Consider the following 17,118-nt stretch of genomic DNA (forward strand, 5'->3'; position numbering starts at 1 on the left):
CGGGCCGTCTGCGCGGCCCGGCAGTTCTTCATTGTTAGGGCAAGCCCATGCTTCTCACCGCCGCCATCGTCTCCGGCCTCGGCCTCGGCAGCATGTATGGCCTGATCGCGCTCGGCTATCATGTCACCTATGCCGTGTCGAACACGGTGAATTTCAGCCAGGGCAGCGTGGTGATGCTGGCTGCTGTGCTCGGCTACATCATCGGCGTCCGCTATGGCTGGCCGATGCCGCTGGCAATCATTTTGAGCCTCATCCTCTGCGCCCTGTTCGGCCTCGTTGTCGAACGCTTCCTGGTGCGGCCGTTTGCTGAACGCGGCTCGAATGGCTGGCTGATGGCCACCGTGGCCGGCGGCATCATCCTGGATAATTGCGTGCTGTTCACTTTCGGCAAGGAGCCGCGAAGCTTTCCGTCCGAACTCGCGGTGAAGCCGGTGGAGATCATCGGTGCCGGCGTCTATCCGCTGCAACTACTGATTCCGGTGGCGGGCTTGAGCCTTGCCGTGCTCTTGCAATTCGTCATGCAGCGCACGCGGCATGGCAAGGCCTTGCTGGCGGTGGTGCAGAATGCGGATGCCGCGCGCCTCATGGGCGTCAATGTACGCGCCGCGATTGCCATTTCCTTCGCCGTCTCGGCGCTGTTCGCCGGCATCGCCGGCCTGTTGATCGCACCGCTCTATGCGGTGCATTCGGATATGGGCACGCTGTTCGGCATCAAGGCCTTCGCCGTCGCCATCCTTGGCGGCATCGGCTCTGCCTGGGGCGTGATGCTGGCCGGTCTGGTCTTCGGCCTGATGGAAGCGCTGATCACCGTCTCGTTTGGCTCGACCTATACCCAGATCGTCACCTTCGCTCTGGTCATCGTGGCTTTGGCCTTCCTGCCCAATGGCCTTTTGGGCCGCGCCAGCGTCAAGAAAGTCTAGGCCATGCCGCGTTCCGCCCTCATGCCGCTGCTGATTTTCGCTTTCACCATGCTCGGCATCATTCTCGCCGGCATGGCCAAGGGCTACATGCTGCTGGTGCTCTCCCTGATCGCCATGACGGCCACGGTCGGCGTCGGCCTCAATGTGTTGCTCGGCCTCACCGGCCAGGTCTCCTTCGGCCATGTCGGTTTCTATGCGCTCGGCGCCTATACCACCGGCATCCTGGCGCTTAAGGGCGTCAGTTTCTGGAGCGCCTTTCCGCTTGCCGGCCTGATCGGCGGCGCCATCGGCTTCCTGCTCGCCTTGCCGGCGTTGCGCGTCAAGGGGCCGTATCTTGCCATGGTGACGATTGCCTTTGCCTTCATCATCGAACATGGCGCGGTGGAATGGCGCGACCTCACTGGGGGCGCCAATGGCCTGATGGGGATCATGCCGCCGGCCCTGGGCCGCATCTCCTTCGGCGAGCGCGAAATGGCGATGCTTGCCGTGCTGCTCGCCGGCCTGGCTTTCGCGCTGTATCACCGGCTCGATAAATCCGCCTGGGGCCTCGGCATGCGCGCGGTGCGCGATGCGGAAACCGCCGCGCAGTCGCTGGGCCTCGATCCGGTGAAAATCAAGGTGGTGGCCTTCACGCTTTCCGCCGTGCTCACCGCTTTGGCTGGGGCGCTGTTCTCGCCGCTGATGATGTTCATCGCGCCAAGCTCGTTTCCCTTCTTCCAGTCGATCCTGTTTCTGCTGGCGGTGATCATCGGCGGCGCCGGCTCGGTGCTGGGGCCGTTGCTTGGCGCCGTGGTGGTGGTCGGCCTGCCGGAAGTGCTGTCCGATTTCGCCGAATACCGGCTGCTGTTTTTCGGCGTGGTGCTGCTGGTGGTGCTGTGGGCAGCGCCGAAGGGCCTGATCGGCACGCTTGGCAATCGTTTCCGCCGCGAGGATCCGCGTCGCGCAATGGAAGACAGCGACATGCTGCTGCCCGATATCGCCGCCTGGCTGAAACCGGCCGATCCGGCGCCGCTGGAAGTGAAGGGGCTGGGCATTTCGTTCGGCGGCCTGCGCGCCGCGCATGACGTGGCCTTCACCGCACAGCCCGGCCAGGTCACCAGCGTGATCGGCCCCAACGGCGCCGGCAAGACCACGGTGCTGAATATGATCGGCGGCTTCTACAAGCCAGGCAGCGGGTCGATCCAGTTGCAGCATGGCGAACTGGCTGGCTTGCCGGCCTGGCGCATCGCCCGTGCCGGCATCGCCCGCACCTATCAGACGACGCAGCTTTTTCCCGAACTCAGCGTCATCGATAACATCCGTATCGCGCTGCGCCGCGGCCGGCTGGGCGCGCTGCTGGGACGGGCCGGGGCGAGGGGCGCGGAAGAAGATGCGGTGGCCGAGGCGCTGCTCGCCTTCGTCGGCTACCGCGAGCCGCTGGCGCGGCTGGCCGGATCGCTGCCCCATGTCGATCGCCGCCTGGTGGAGATCGCCCGCGCGCTCGCCACCCGCCCGCGCGTGCTGCTGCTGGATGAACCTGCCGCCGGCCTGATGCGTGCCGACAAGGATGGCTTGAGCCTGCTGCTGCGCCGCATTGCCGATGCCGGCATCGCGGTGATCCTGGTGGAGCATGACATGACCCTGGTCATGGGCATCTCCGATCATATCGTGGTGCTGGATGCCGGCACGCCGATTGCCGCCGGCGCGCCGCTGGCGGTGCGTGGCGATGCCCGCGTCATCAAGGCCTATCTCGGCGAGGCCGGCGCCACCGGCCGGCCGCGCGCCGCGCCCTGGCAGGGGCCGAGCGATCCGATCCTGGCGGCGGTGAACCTCACCGCCGGCTACGGCGCCGCACCGGTGCTGGAGAAACTCAACATCGCGGTGAAGCCCGGCGAGTTGGTGGCTCTGCTCGGCGCCAATGGTGCCGGCAAATCCACCGCTATGCGCGCCATCAGCGGCCTGCTGCGGCCTATCGAGGGCCAGGTGCTGCTGAACGATGCCGAATTGCGCCAGCAATCGGCGCCGGCCATTGCGCGCGCCGGCCTTGCCCTGGTGCCGGAAGGGCGGCAGGTATTTCCCGAACTGAGCGTGCTCGACAACCTCAAGCTGGGTGCCTATACGCGCCGCGACTTCGATGCTGCCGAGATCGACGCGGTGCTGAACCGTTTCCCACGCCTGCGCGAACGCCTGCAACAGCGCGCCGGCCTGCTATCGGGCGGTGAGCAGCAGATGCTGGCTTTGGGCCGTGGCATGCTGGCGAAGCCGAAAGTCATGCTGCTGGACGAGCCCTCGCTCGGCCTGGCGCCGGCCATCGCGCAGGAAGTCTTTACCGTGCTGGCCGATCTGCGCGATGAAGGCGTGACGCTGTTGCTGGTGGATCAGATGGCGACCCAGGCGCTGGCGGTGGCGGACCGCGCCTATGTGCTGGAACAGGGCCGCGTGGTGCGCGAGGGCCAGGCTGCCGAGCTGCGCGGCGACAAGGCCCTGGAAGCCGCCTATCTCGGCGGTGGCCAGGCAGCGGCGGAATAAGGCCATGTCTTTCGATCTCATCCTGCGCGATGTGCGGCTGCCCGAGAACGAGGCCGAGCGCGTTGATATCGGCCTATCCGGCGGCCGCATCGCCGCCGTGATGCCGGCATTGAAAGGCGACGGGCCTTCGCTGACCTTTGGTGGCCGGCTGGCATTGCCCGGATTCATCGAAACCCATCTGCATCTCGACAAGGCCTGCATCCTCGATCGCTGCGCCTGCGCCAAGGGCACATTGGAGGAGGCCATTGCGGAAGTGGCCGCCGCCAAGCGTGGTTTCACCGAAGCCGATATCGAAGCGCGGGCGGCGAAAGTGCTGGAACGCGCCATCGCGCAGGGCACCACGCGCATCCGTAGCCATGTGGAAGTGGATCCGCGCATCGGGCTGAAGGGCTTCGATGCGGTGATGCGGCTGCGCAAGGCCTATGCCTGGGCGTTGGATATCGAAATCTGTGTCTTTCCCCAGGAAGGTCTGCTGAACGATCCCGGCACCGAGGCGCTGCTGCGCCAGGCGCTGAAACAGGGTGCGCATCTGATCGGCGGCTGCCCCTATACCGACACGGACCCGTTCGGCCAGATCGAACGCATCTTCTCGATTGCCCGCGAATTCGATGTCGACATCGACTTCCACCTCGATTTCGATCTCGATGCCTCGCGCAACACCATCGAGGAAGTCTGCCGCCAGACCGAAGCGCATGGCTGGGGCGGGCGGGTGGCTATCGGCCATGTCACCAAGCTTTCCGCCATGCCGGCGGCGCAGTTTGATCATATCGCGCGGCTCTTGGCCGATGCCGGCGTGGCAGTGACGGTGCTGCCCGCGACCGATCTGTTCCTGATGGGCCGGGGCTTCGACCATAACGTGCCGCGCGGCGTGGCGCCGGCGCATCGCCTGCTGCGCCAGGGCGTCAATTGCTCGCTTTCCACCAATAATGTGCTCAATCCCTTCACGCCGTTTGGCGATGCCTCGCTGGTGCGCATGGCCAATCTGTTCGCCAATGCCGCACAGCTTGGCCGGCCGCAGGACATGGCCGATTGCTTCGACATGGTGACGCGCCGCTCGGCAAGGCTGCTCAACTTGAGCAGCTATGGCATTGCCGCCGGTGCCGAGGCCGACATCGTGGTGCTGGATGCGGAAAGCCGCGCCCAGGCGGTGGCGGAACTGGCGCAACCGCTGATCGGCTTCAAGCGCGGGCGCCAGAGCTTCACGCGCCCGGCGCCGGCATTGAATAAGCCCTAGCGGCGCTGCCGCGAGAACGGCCCTAGCGCCGCTGGCGCGTGAAAGGGAGCGTACTGCTGAGGCCGCCATCCACGGCGAAGGCCTGGCCGTTCACATAGCTCGCCTCGTCGCTGGCCAGGAACAAAGCCATGGCGGCGATTTCCTCCGGCTGTCCGGCGCGCTCCAGTGGATTGAGCTGGCCGATGCGGTCGCCCTTGCCTTTGGCGCGAGCGGCATCGAAGATCGGTTGCGTCATGCCGGTCTCAATCAGGCCGGGGCAGATGGCGTTGACGCGCACGCCGGTGCCGGTCAGGGCATTGGCCGTTGTCTGCACCAGGCTGATCACGCCGGCTTTGCTGGCGGAGTAGGGCGTGCCGGCGGCATTGGCGCGCAGGCCCGCCACGGAAGCCGTGCAGATGATCGAGCCCTTGCCGCGCGATGCCATGCCCTGGGCGGCATGCTTGATCGCCAGGAACGGCCCGATCAGGTTGATGCGCAGGATTTCCTGCCATTGCTCCACGGTTTGCTCAAACAGCGGCACCAGGCCGCCGCTGATGCCGGCATTGGCATAGAGCACATCCAGCGGCCCGAGATCGCGTTCCGCCAGGGCGATCATTTCCTGCACATCGGCTTCCGATCCGGCATCGATGGTGGTGGCTAGCACGTCATGGCCTTCATCGCGCAGGCGGGCAGCCACTGCTTCCACGGCATCGTGCTGGCGGTCGGCGATCAGCAGCCGGGCGCCTTCGCGGGCAAACAGCCCTGCGGTGGCGCGGCCGATGCCGCTGGCGGCGCCGGTGACAATTGCGGTTTTTCCAGCCAGACGCGACATAGGCTTCCTCTCCGTTTTGTTGACAATCATACGGGGCGGCGCCTACCGTTGCCACAATCATAAGAATACGGGGGGCAGGGAAACCACGATGGCGGCAGAGCGGCCTTTTCCATGGGAGAAATCCTATCCGCCCGGCATGCGCTGGGATGCGCCGATTGTGCGTTCCAGCCTGCCCGACATGCTGCGCCGCGCTGTGGCGGAACACGGTCCCAGTCCGATCCTGGAATACCGCGATAGCGTCATCAGTTTCACGGAACTGGGGCGGCAGGCGGAAGCATTTGCAGCCGCCCTGCTGCGCGACGGTATCGGCAAGGGCAGTACGGTAGCATTGTACTTGCCCAACACGCCCTATCATCCCTTCTGCTTTTTCGGCAGCGGTATCGCCGGGGCAAAGGTGACGCATCTCTCGCCGCTCGATGCCGAGCGCGAACTGGCGCACAAGCTTTCCGATAGCGGCGCGCGGCTGCTGGTGACGGTGGATTACCCCGCGATGCTCAGCATGGCGCTGAAGCTGAAAGCCGCCGGGCTGGTGGATCAAGTCGTTGTCGGCTCGGAAGTCGATTATGCCCTGCCGGCCTCTTCTCTGATGCCGATACCGGCAGAGCCGGGCGTGCAGCGCTTCAGCGATTTCATTGCCAATGCCGTGGCGCCCGCCGCTTGGCCTGCTGTGGGGCCCGACGATATCGCGCTGCTGCAATATACCGGCGGCACCACCGGGCGTGCCAAGGGCGCCATGCTCACCCATGGCAATCTCACCGCCGCCTTATCGATGTATGATGAATGGTATAATCGCCAGGCTGATGATGTGAGCATGCGCCAGCGCGTCATCGGCGTGCTGCCGCTATTCCATATCTATGCGCTCACCACCATTCTGCTGCGCCAGGTGGCGGCCGGCGGCGAAATCCTGCTGCGGCCGCGCTTCGATGTTGAAACCACATTGCGCGATATCGAGCAGAAGCGTGCCTCGGCCTTTCCCGGCGTGCCGACCATGTGGATCGCGCTGGCCAATCATCCCGGCATTGAGACGCGCGACTTTTCCTCGTTGCAGCATTGCGGCTCCGGAGGCGCGCCCTTGCCGGTCGAAGTCGCGGCGCGGTTCGAGAAGCTCACCGGCATGCGGCTTGGTGGCGGCTGGGGCATGACCGAAACCTCGCCCGCCGGCACGGCGCAGTTGCGCCATGGCCTGCACAAGCCGGGTTCTGTCGGCCTGCCGATGCCGGGTATCGAAATGGATGTGGTGGCGCTCGACGATCCGCGCCGCAAGCTCGGGCCCAACCAGACTGGTGAAATCCGCATCAAGGGCTTGAATGTCACGCCTGGTTACTGGAACCGTCCGGAGGAAACAGCGGAAGCCTTCGTGGATGGCTATTTCCTCACTGGCGATATCGGGCATTACGATGAGGACGGCTATTTCTATCTCGTCGACCGCAAGAAGGACATGATCATTTCCGGCGGTTTCAATGTCTATCCGCAACTGATCGAGCAGGCGATCTACGAGCATCCGGCGGTGGCGGAAGTGCTGGTGGTTGGCGTGCCGGATGGTTATCGCGGCGAGGCGGCGAAGGCCTTCATCACCGTGAAGCCGGGCCAGGCCGAATTCACCCTCGATGAACTGCGCGCCTTCCTGGCCGACAAGGTCGGGCGCCATGAAATGCCGGCGATGCTGGAATTTCGCGAGGCCCTGCCGCGCACGCCGGTGGGCAAATTGTCGAAGAAGGAATTGCGCGACGAAGAACGCGCCAAAGTATCTCAGGAGAAAGCCGCGTCATGACCCACCCGTTTGATCTTTCCGGCCAAGTCGCCATCGTCACCGGCTCAAGCCGGGGCATTGGCCGCGCGGCGGCGCATGCGCTGGCGGCCTGCGGCGCGAAAGTGGTGATCTCGGCGCGCAAGGCCGAACCTTGCGAGGAGGTTGCCGCTGAGATCCGTATGAAAGGTGGCGAAGCACTGGTGGTGCCTTGCAACATCTCGCGCAAGCCGGAAGTCGAGGCGCTGGTCGCTGGCACGCTGCGGCATTGGCATCGCATCGACATCCTGGTCTGCAACGCGGCGATCAATCCGGTTTATGGCCCGCTCGGCAATTTGAGCGATGAAGCCTTCGACAAGATCATGCATGCCAATGTGAAGAGCAATCTCTGGCTCTCCAACCTGGTGCTGCCGGGCATGGCCGAGCGCGGTGGCGGCAGCATGATCATCGTCTCGTCCATCGCCGGTATCCGCGGCACGCCGGTGATCGGCGGCTACGGCATCTCGAAGGCGGCCGATTTCGCCCTGGCGCGCAATCTCGCCGTCGAGTGGGGCGTGAAGAATATCCGCGTCAACTGCGTGGCACCCGGCCTGATCAAGACCGATTTCGCCCGCGCGCTGTGGGAGGACGAGGCGCTGCTGAAACAGCGCACCGCCACCACCCCGTTGCGCCGCATCGGCGAGCCGGATGAGATCGGCGGCATCGTCGCCTTCCTCGCCTCTGGGGCGGCGAGTTTCATCACCGGCCAGGTGATCGTCGCCGATGGCGGTGTGACGATCGGGTAGGGGCGCTCTTACACCAATTCGTCATCGCCGGGCTTGACCCGGCGATCTCTCGCCATTTTGCCTGAGATCGCCGGGTCAAGCCCGGCGATGACGCTCTTTAGGCAAGTCTAATCCCACGGATTTTCCACCAGCGGCCAGTAATCCGGCTTGCGCTTGGTATAGACCAGCGTGTCGCCTTCGCCGAATACGGCGCCGGGGGTCTGCACATAGATCACCTCCTGCGCTATCGGCGCGAAGCCGCGATAGAAATGCTGGCTGGATTTCACCACGATGATGCGCATGGCCGAAAGGTCGATGCCGAGTGCCGTGAAGGCATCGGGATGGAAGGTCTGGCTGCGGGTGCTGGCCAGCACCAGATGCAGGCCGTCGATATCGAGATGCACGGATGTGCCGAGCGGGCTGCGCTGGCCGGACATGTCGGTCTGGGAATGATCCTCGATGATGTTGCGCACCAGGCCATAGACATCCACCGGATCACCCGATGTCGGCCCTAGCTTGCCGCCGATGCGCAAGGGCAGACGGGCACCGATGCCGACTTCGCGGCAGATCGCCACCGCCTGCGGGTCCCAGTAGACGCCGCTGGCAACATCGCTCAAGCCCCGCGCCACAAATTCGCGCAGGATGAAGGTTGAATCGCCGCCAGCACCGCCGCCGGGATTGTCAGCGCTGTCGGCCAGTATGACGGGTTTTCCTCGCGGCATCGCCAGGGCACGGTCGATGGCATCGCTTACCGATACGCTGATCGGGATCGTAGCCTCGCGCATGGCAAAGACCTCGCGGGCCATCTGCTCGGCCAAAGCCGTCGCTTTCGCTGCATCATTGTCGGTGATCACCCAGGTGCGGGCGCCGACATCGGGCACATCGCCGAGGCCGAAGCCATGGCCGAAATTGACGCTGAGCACGCCGTCGCGGCCCTCGAAGCTTTGCATCCGGGCGATGAAGCTTTTCGCCGGCTCGCGCGTGGTGTGGAACACGCCGATCAGCCGGCAATCGGCCAGGTGCATCACCGGTTTGGTCCGCCCCAGCGCGGCATCACGGCAGAGCGCATAAAGCTCAGCCGCGCGCAGCAGCGTATCGGCATGGGGGTATTCCTTGTAAGCGATCAGCGCAGTGGCATTGTCGATCATCGCCTCGGTGGTGTGGCAATGCAGGTCGAGTTCGGCGCCGACCACCATATCGGGCCCGACCAGATCGCGGATATGGCGCAGCAGGTCGCCTTCGCAATCGTCATAGCCGTCGGCCACCATGGCGCCGTGCAGGTTCAGCAGTACCATATCGACGGGCAGGGCGGCCTTCAGCCCCGCCACCAGTTCATCGCGGAGCGCCTCGTAGACCTTGCGCACCGTGGTGCCGGCCGGCTGCGCCGCCGCCATCAGACCCTCGATCACGTCATGGCCTTCGGCCTCGGCAAGCAGGCGCCATTCATGCAACGGCCCGGAGAAGAAATGCGCCGGGCGCCGGGTGGCGTCGCCTCGAAACGTGCCCTGGGCGAAAGCAACCTCGCCGGTGGGGAGCGGCGAGAAGGTGTTGGTCTCGGTGGCGAGGCCGGCAATGAAGAGGCGGAGCGGCTTTTGCGTCATGGTCTGGCTCATAGGGGGGCAGGGGAACTGCTTTTGCTCCCAGCATAGCCGGCGTGGTGGTGGTTTAGGAATTGGCTTGCCTCTGCTACCCTGGGCAAACCGATTCGGAGTCCCCAGACGTGTCCTTGGAGCAGGCCCGCGCCACCCTGAAAAGCGTGTTCGGCTTCGCCGATTTCCGCCCCGGCCAGGCCGAGGTGATCGGCGCCGTGCTCGGTAACCGCGACGTGCTGGCGGTGATGCCTACCGGCAGCGGCAAGTCGCTCTGCTATCAGCTTCCCGCCATCGTCCGCCCCGGCCTCACTCTGGTGGTGTCGCCGCTGATCGCCCTGATGCGCGACCAGGTGCGCCAGCTTTCGGCCTTCGGCATTGAGGCCGGCAGTCTCAATTCCGCCAATGACCCGGATGAGAACCGCCGCGTGCATCAGGCTTTGCGCGAGGGCCGGCTCAAATTGCTCTATATCGCGCCCGAACGCCTGGCGCGGCCCGATACCCTGGCCTTGCTGGCCAACAGCAATGTGTCGCTGCTCGCCATCGACGAGGCGCATTGCGTTTCGCAATGGGGCCATGATTTCCGCCCCGAATATCTCGCGCTGGGCAACCTGCGGGCCGAGCTGGGCCAGGTGCCGGCCATCGCGCTCACCGCCACCGCCGATGCGCCGACGCGGGATGATATTGTCAGCAAGTTGTTCCCGCGCGAGCCGCAGAGTTTCGTCCGCTCCTTCGACCGCCCGAACCTGCATCTGCTGATGCGGCCGAAGAACAGCGCGCCGAAGCAGATCGCGGAATTCCTCAGCGCGCGGCGCGGCGCTTCCGGCATCGTCTATTGTTCCTCGCGCAAGCGCACCGAGGATATGGCGGCCTCGCTCGCCGCCGCCGGCCACCGCACCTTGCCCTATCATGCCGGCATGGAGCAGCGGCTGCGCGATGAGAATCAGGATACGTTTCTGCGCGAGGATGGCGTGGTGATGGTGGCTACCGTGGCCTTCGGCATGGGTATCGACAAGCCCGATGTGCGCTTCGTCTGCCATGCCGACCTGCCGGCCAATGTGGAAGCCTATTACCAGGAGATCGGCCGCGCCGGCCGCGATGGCCTGCCGGCGGAAACCTTCACGCTCTATGGCCTCGACGACATGCGGCTGCGCCGCTTGCAGATCGAGCAGGGCGAGGCGCCGGAGGAGCGCAAGCGCATCGAGCGCCAGCGCTTCAATGCCCTGGTGGCACTGGCTGAATCGCCGCGCTGCCGGCGCCAGACCCTGCTGGCCTATTTCGGCGAGCAGGCCGAGCCCTGCGGCCATTGCGACCTCTGCCAGGAAGGCGTGGCGGTATTCGATGGCACCATCGAGGCGCAGAAGGCGATGTCGGCCATGGCGCGCACCGGCGAGCGGTTCGGCACCGAGCATCTGGTCAATCTGCTGGTCGGCAATGCCACCGATGCCATCATCCGCTACGAGCATGACCGGCTGCCGACCTTCGGTGTCGGCAAGGACCGCCCGGCCGATGCCTGGCGCTCGATTTTCCGCCAGATCTATGCCGCCGGGCTGATCGGCCTGGATATCGTCGGCCATGGCCGCTGGGTGCTCACCGATGCCGGGCTGCAGGTGCTGCGCGGCAAGGCGCGGGTGGAACTGCGCCGCGATGTGGTGGAAGGCGGCGGGGCAAAGCGCGCCAAGAGCAAGAGTAGTGTTGCCGGCCTGGCGGAAGATACGCTCAATGCCGCCGATGCCGCGCTGCTGGCGGAGTTGAAGGCACAGCGCCGCCAGCTCGCCACCGAGCAGAACCAGCCAGCCTATGTCGTGTTTTCCGACCGCACCTTGCTTGAACTGGCGACAAAGCGGCCCGACAGCTTGGCCCGGATGGCGGAAATCCACGGTATCGGCGCCGCCAAGCTGGAACGCTACGGGCCGCTGTTTTTAACCATTCTGCTGCGGCATCAGAGCCTTGCCGCGTGATCCCGGTCCTTTTTTCGCCATAAAGCCCGGTCTATAAGGCGGAAAAGGGATAAAACAGACGCCATGCCTCGCCTCGCCATTTTCCGCGCCGCCTGCTTCAGTCTGACTTTGGGCCTGATCCTGGTTCCAGTCGCTTATGCCCAGGAAGCCAAGCCGGCGCCCGAGCCGCCGCCGCCGCAAAAGGCCGGCACGCTCAGCTTCGTGCTGGAAAATGACATGCTGTTCGCCAATGCCGACCGGCATTACACCAGCGGCGTCTATATGTCGTGGCTGACGGCCCCCGGTGCCGAGCCGGAATGGCTCGGCAATGCCTTCCGCGAGCTTCCTTTATTCTTCGATACCAAAGATTTGCGGTTCGATCTGGGCCTGGGCCAGGCGATGTACACGCCGCGCGATATCAGTCTGGTCAACCCGCCACCGGGCGACCGGCCCTATGCCGGCTGGCTGTATCTCAATGCCGGCGTGATCTCGGAAACCAAGAGCCACCTCGATCAATTTCAGGTTGGCATCGGCATTGTCGGCCCGGCCTCGCTGGCGGAACAGTCGCAAAAGGTCGTGCATGAGGCGATCAATTCCCGCGAGCCGATGGGCTGGGACAGCCAGCTCAAGACCGAACCGACCTTGCAGCTCAACTACCAGCGCTCCTGGCGCCGGGTAGCGGAGCCGGAATTCTTCGGCCTGAAACTCGAGGCGACGCCCCATGCCGGCGTCGCGCTCGGCAATGCCCTCACCTATGCGAATACCGGCCTGATGCTGCGGCTGGGCTACAATATCCCCAAAGATTACGGCCCGCCGCGGGTGCAGCCGAGCCTGCCGGGGTCGGGCTATTTCGAGCCCACCGGCGAGTTCGGTTTCTATTTCTTCGTCGGTGGCGAAGGCCGTGCCGTGGGCCGCAACATGTTCCTGGATGGCAACCTGTTCGCCGATAGCCGCAGCGTGGACAAGCGTTACCTCGTCGGCGACCTGCAAGGCGGCGTGGCGGTGATCTGGCAGGGCATCCGCTTCGCCTACACCCATGTGCTGCGCAGCCGGGAATTCGAGACCCAGGAGACACCGGATCGCTTCGGTGCCTTCAGTGTCTCCTTCCGCTTCTGAGGTGAAAAAATACACCCGGCTTTGGATGAGTCACACGTGGTGATTGTTTACGGTCTGCATTAATAAAATTTATGAATTAAAACAAAAGCTTGTTTAAAAATATTAGCGTTTTTTGATCTGGATCAGGGGTTTTTTGATGAGCCGATCTTAGGGTCGCGCCCGCTTTGGTGGGCGCTTTAGTGCTCGATTACTCAACCCCTGTGATGTATAAGTAAAATTATGAACGATGACAGATTGGCTCAACTTATCGCCCAGGTTGCGCATGCCCGGGATGGCCAGACCCTGGAACATTCCACCCGGATGGTCGAAGTCGGCAGCGTGCTGGCCGAGGCCATGGCCCTGCCGGCCCCGACCATCGAAGCCATCAAGCTTGGCGCCTTGCTGCACGATATCGGCAAGAACGCGATTCCGGACACGGTGCTGTTCAAGCATGGCCGGCTGGATCCGGAAGAGCGCCGCATCATGGCGCTGCATCCGCAGCAGGGGCATGACATGCTGCGCCTGGCCCAGAATCCGATGCTGGATGCCGCCGCCGATATCGCGCTGTCGCATCACGAAAACTACAATGGCAGCGGTTATCCGCGCGGTTTGGCGGGCGAAAAGATTGCGCTGCCGGCCCGTGTCGTGGCGGTGGCGGACGTGTATGATGCGCTGCGCGCGATCCGCAGCTACAAGCCCGGCCTGAGTCATGAACAGGCGATGCGGATTATCACCGTGGGTGACGACCGTACCACCCCGGATTGCTTCGATCCGGCCGTACTGGCCGCCCTGGAAAAGCGCCAGGGTGCGATTCAGGCACTTTACGGGTGACCACGCTTTTGCCGTTTTCGTCGAAATAATACGAGTTTAACCCGGCTTTAAGATTCACCATGCTGATAATGCCGGCGTCGCGCTAGTCTCAAGGACGTGGGGGTAGTGCGACCGGCCTGTGCCGCGCCGGGAGGAAGCTTCCGGCCCGAAATGTAGCCGGTCGTCAAAATGACGATTGCGAAGTTGGAGAAACCTGCGTTAGCCACATGACACGACCACGCCCGCCTTCCGCCATGAAAACGGCTTTCCTGCTTTGCGCGGGATATTTTGCCGCGGCCGGCGTGTTCAGCCTCGTCATCAATCTGATGGGCCTGGCGCAGCCGCTCTACATGATGCAGGTGTTTGACCGTGTGCTGTCGTCGGGCAGCCTCGCCACCCTGGCGATGCTCACCCTGGCGGTGTTCGTGGCACTGATCGTGATGTCGCTGATCGATGATGTGCGCAGCCGCATCCTGATCGGCTGGGGCATCCGTATCGACAACATGCTTTCCGCCAAGGTCCTGGCCGTGGAAGTCGAGCGCGCCTCGCAGCGCTCCGGCGGCTCGCAGGGCCAGGCTTTGCGCGATCTCGATCTGGTGCGCCAGGTCGTCACCGGCAGTGGCACGCTGGCTTTCCTCGATCTGATCTGGACCCCGGTCTATCTCGGCATCTGCTTCATCCTGCATCCGCTGCTTGGCATCACCGCGCTGTCCGGCGCCGGTATCCTGCTGCTGCTGGCCATCGCCAACCAGATTTTCGTCAGCAAGCCGATGGCGGAAGCCTCGCAGCATGCGCAGAAAAGCTATCGTCTCACCGAAGGCAGCCTGCGCAATGCCGAGGCCGTGCAGGCCATGGGCATGCTGCCCGGCCTGATGCAGAATTGGCGCCGTGAACGCAATGCCTTCATGCTGCGCCAGGCCACGGCCAGCCGCCGTTCATCCGGTTTCATGGCCGCCATCCGCATGCTGCGCGTCGGCCTGCAGATCGCCATTCTCGCCGTCGGCGCCTGGCTGGCGGTGGACCAGTTGATCACGCCCGGCGCGATGTATGCCGCCATGTTGCTGGCCGGTCGCGGTGTGCAGCCGGTGGATCAGGTGGTCAGCGTGTGGAGCCAGATCGTCAATGCCTTCGCCGCCGCCAAGCGCGTCGATGAAGTGCTTTCCCAGCCGATGCGCGAGCAGCAGATGCAACTGCCCGAGCCGGAAGGCCATCTCTCGGTCGAGGGTGTCACCTTTGCCGCACCTGGCTCCGAACTGGCGATCCTGCGCGGCGTCAGCTTCGCGCTGCAGGCCGGCGAAAGCCTCGGCGTAATCGGCCCCACGGCGGCCGGCAAGTCGACGCTGGCGCGCATCCTGGTCGGCGTGTGGAAACCCTATTCCGGCGTGGTGCGCCTGGATGGCGCCGATGCCTTCAGTTGGGATCGCGAGGATTTCGGCCGCCATGTCGGCTATCTGCCGCAGGATATCGAACTCTTCGCCGGCTCGGTGCGCGATAACATCGCGCGCTTCGGCAATGTCGATGCGGAAGCGGTGGTGGAAGCGGCGCGGCGCGTCGGCATCCATGACATGATCCTGAGGCTGCCGAAGGGCTACGACACCGATATAGGCGACGGCGGCGCGGTGCTGTCCGGTGGCCAGCGCCAGCGCATCGGCCTGGCCCGCGCCATCTACGGCAATCCGCGCCTCGTGGTGCTGGACGAACCGAATTCCAATCTCGATGGCCAGGGCGAGGAAGCCTTGCGCCAGGTGCTGCTGCATCTCAAGCAGACGCGCTGCACCGTGGTGATCATCGCGCACCGTCCCAGCATGCTGGTGACGGTGGACAAGATCGTGGTGCTGCGCAACGGCCTGGTCGACCGCATGGGTCCGACCGCCGCGATCATGGCGCAGTTCGCACCGAACACGCCGCAGTTGCGCGTGGTGCAGGGCGGTGCGCAGCCGGCCGTGCCAGGTGCCGCGCCGAAACAGATTGACGCGAGGCAGGCATGAACAAGGCCGTCGCCCCGCGCCAGGAGACGTTGCCCGATAACGTGCAGCGCCGGCCGCGTGCCCTGGTGCTGGCCGGCGGCAGTGGTCCTGGTGGCCGCGCGAGCGTCGAGCCGCCGCTGAAAGATGGCGCCAAGGGCTCGATGTGGTTTGGCTTCATCGTGATCTTCATTTTTATCGGCCTGTCAGGTCTGTGGCTCTATACCGCGCCGCTCGATAGCGCCGCCATCGCGCCCGGCGTGGTGCGCGTGGAAGGCAATCGCAAGGCGGTGCAGCATCTCGATGGCGGCATCGTGCGCAGCATCAGCGTGCGCGAAGGCGATCTGGTGCAGAAGGGTCAGGTGATGATCCAGCTCGACAGCGTGCAGGCCCAGGCGGCGGTCGAAATCTTCTCCAATCAGTATGACATCCTGCGTGCCCAGGAGGTGCGTCTGCGCGCCGAACGAGATGGCGCGCTGGTGGTGGAATTTCCGCCCGATCTGCTGGCCCGCGCCGGCAATCCTGTGGTGGGCGAGGCGATCCGCGGCGAGGCGCAGCTTTTCACCTCGCGGCGCGTGGCGCAGGAAGCGCAATTCAATGTGCTGCGGCAGCAGATTCTGCAATTTGGTGAGCAGAGCCGTGGCCTGGTGCAGCAGGTGGCGGCGCTGGAGCGCCAGATGTCGCTGATCAACGAGGAACTCAGCGGCACGCGCGACCTGTATGAGAAAGGCTATGCGCCGAAAACCCGCGTGCTTGCTCTGGAGCGCGCCATGGCAGCAATCTCGGGCCAGATCGCGGAATATCGCGGCTCGGTTGGCCGCGTGCGTTTCACCGTGGCGCAGGCCGAAGCGCAGATGGAACAGCTTCGCCGTGATCGCCTGTCGCAGGTCAGCACCGAACTGAATTCCGTGCAGGCCCGTCTCGCCGATACCGGCGAGCGCCTGAATGCGGCACGCGATGTGCTCGAACGCATCGATATCCGTGCGCCCGATACCGGCTTCGTCGTCGGTCTCACCGTTTTCACCGTCGGCGGTGTGATCAACAAGGGCGAGCGTATCCTGGAGATCGTGCCGGAAGGCGAGCCGATGGTGATCGAGTCGCGCCTGAAGCCGGAAGACGCCAAGGACGTGCATGAAGGCATGCGCACCGAAATCCATCTGCTGGCCTACAAGCAGAAGGGAATCCCGATCATCCATGGCACGATCAAGACTCGCTCCGCCGACCGCTTCACTGATCCGCGCACGGGCGAAGGTTTCTTCACCATCCAGGTGGTGCCGGACGCCAAGGAACTGGCCGCTTTGCCCGATGTGAAGTTGGCGCCGGGCATGCCGGCCGAGGTGATCGTGCCGACCGGTTCCCGTACGGCACTGGAATACCTGATCCAGCCGCTGGTTCTGGCCAGCCGTAAGTCATTCAAAGAAAAGTAGGATTCTGACGGAAATGTACTACACAACCCTCAGTATACGACCGGGTTCCAGGAATTGCGGGCGGAAAACCGCTCTGGATGCGAAGTTTCTTGCCCTCGTCAATTGCCGTAAACGCTTCGGTAATAAAACTCTGATTGACTCCACCGTGAACCAGGAGTAGTGGTTAGGCATCATTAGGGGAAGAGTACCCGCCGTCTCATTTGGCAGGTTCGTCAGGAATTGTGCCAAAATTTGCAGGGTTCCATCCTCTGAAACAGTATCCGGTCGGGTATCCGACCAGCGTAAAAAGTTAGCGTAACCGGGGAAAAA

General features: G+C 64.3%; 12 protein-coding genes. 10 read left to right on the forward strand and 2 right to left on the reverse strand.

Translation table 11 applies throughout. The annotated features are described in order from the left end of the window. Positions 1–47: 47 nt before the first annotated feature. The 3 genes from V6B08_RS05720 to V6B08_RS05730 are packed head-to-tail and all read left to right on the forward strand — an operon-like array spanning position 48 to position 4,662. The gene (locus V6B08_RS05720; protein WP_341978765.1) at positions 48–920 is read left to right on the forward strand and encodes a branched-chain amino acid ABC transporter permease; all 873 of its coding nucleotides are present in this window, start codon (positions 48–50) and stop codon (positions 918–920) included. 3 nt (positions 921–923) lie between these two features. Further along, positions 924–3,428: a branched-chain amino acid ABC transporter ATP-binding protein/permease gene (locus tag V6B08_RS05725; protein WP_341978766.1), complete on the forward strand. Its 2,505-nt coding sequence runs from the start codon at positions 924–926 to the stop codon at positions 3,426–3,428. A gap of 4 nt (positions 3,429–3,432) precedes the next feature. After that, positions 3,433–4,662: an amidohydrolase family protein gene (locus V6B08_RS05730; protein WP_341978767.1), complete on the forward strand. Its 1,230-nt coding sequence runs from the start codon at positions 3,433–3,435 to the stop codon at positions 4,660–4,662. Between the two features lie 22 nt (positions 4,663–4,684). On the opposite strand, the gene V6B08_RS05735 is transcribed toward V6B08_RS05730, so the two are convergent. After that, a complete protein-coding gene (locus tag V6B08_RS05735) occupies positions 4,685–5,473 on the reverse strand; it encodes an SDR family NAD(P)-dependent oxidoreductase (RefSeq protein ID WP_341978768.1) in 789 nt (262 codons plus the stop codon). 88 nt (positions 5,474–5,561) lie between these two features. Between V6B08_RS05735 and pimA the strand changes: the two genes are divergently transcribed. Together pimA and V6B08_RS05745 are read left to right on the forward strand one after the other, a co-directional pair. Continuing rightward, positions 5,562–7,244 (forward strand): dicarboxylate--CoA ligase PimA, encoded by a 1,683-nt coding sequence (gene pimA / locus V6B08_RS05740; RefSeq protein ID WP_341978769.1) that lies wholly within the window; start codon positions 5,562–5,564, stop codon positions 7,242–7,244. After that, positions 7,241–8,005 carry an SDR family NAD(P)-dependent oxidoreductase gene (locus V6B08_RS05745; RefSeq protein ID WP_341978770.1) on the forward strand — a complete coding sequence of 255 codons (765 nt, stop codon included), beginning with the start codon at positions 7,241–7,243 and terminating at the stop codon, positions 8,003–8,005. Before pimA ends, V6B08_RS05745 begins: the two co-directional genes overlap by 4 nt. 107 nt (positions 8,006–8,112) lie before the next feature. On the opposite strand, the gene V6B08_RS05750 is transcribed toward V6B08_RS05745, so the two are convergent. Beyond that, positions 8,113–9,585, reverse strand: a complete 1,473-nt coding sequence (locus V6B08_RS05750; protein WP_341978771.1) for a M81 family metallopeptidase — start codon at positions 9,583–9,585, stop codon at positions 8,113–8,115. A 119-nt stretch (positions 9,586–9,704) separates the two neighbouring features. Between V6B08_RS05750 and recQ the strand changes: the two genes are divergently transcribed. From recQ to V6B08_RS05775, 5 genes are all read left to right on the forward strand, one after another. After that, positions 9,705–11,534, forward strand: coding sequence for a DNA helicase RecQ (gene recQ, locus V6B08_RS05755; RefSeq protein WP_341978772.1), 1,830 nt, complete (start codon positions 9,705–9,707; stop codon positions 11,532–11,534). A 63-nt stretch (positions 11,535–11,597) separates the two neighbouring features. Further along, the gene (locus V6B08_RS05760; RefSeq protein ID WP_341978773.1) at positions 11,598–12,629 is read left to right on the forward strand and encodes a lipid A deacylase LpxR family protein; all 1,032 of its coding nucleotides are present in this window, start codon (positions 11,598–11,600) and stop codon (positions 12,627–12,629) included. Between the two features lie 234 nt (positions 12,630–12,863). After that, entirely contained in the window at positions 12,864–13,439 is a 576-nt protein-coding gene (locus V6B08_RS05765; protein ID WP_341978774.1) for an HD-GYP domain-containing protein, read from the forward strand. Positions 13,440–13,672: 233 nt separating this feature from the next. Continuing rightward, a complete protein-coding gene (locus V6B08_RS05770; protein ID WP_341981596.1) occupies positions 13,673–15,406 on the forward strand; it encodes a type I secretion system permease/ATPase in 1,734 nt (577 codons plus the stop codon). Further along, positions 15,403–16,809 (forward strand): HlyD family type I secretion periplasmic adaptor subunit, encoded by a 1,407-nt coding sequence (locus tag V6B08_RS05775; RefSeq protein ID WP_341978775.1) that lies wholly within the window; start codon positions 15,403–15,405, stop codon positions 16,807–16,809. The genes V6B08_RS05770 and V6B08_RS05775 overlap by 4 nt, the downstream gene beginning before the upstream one ends. Positions 16,810–17,118: the final 309 nt, after the last annotated feature.

Origin of the sequence: Ferrovibrio sp. MS7 (assembly GCF_038404985.1) — a bacterium.
Lineage (GTDB): Bacteria > Pseudomonadota > Alphaproteobacteria > Ferrovibrionales > Ferrovibrionaceae > Ferrovibrio > Ferrovibrio plantarum.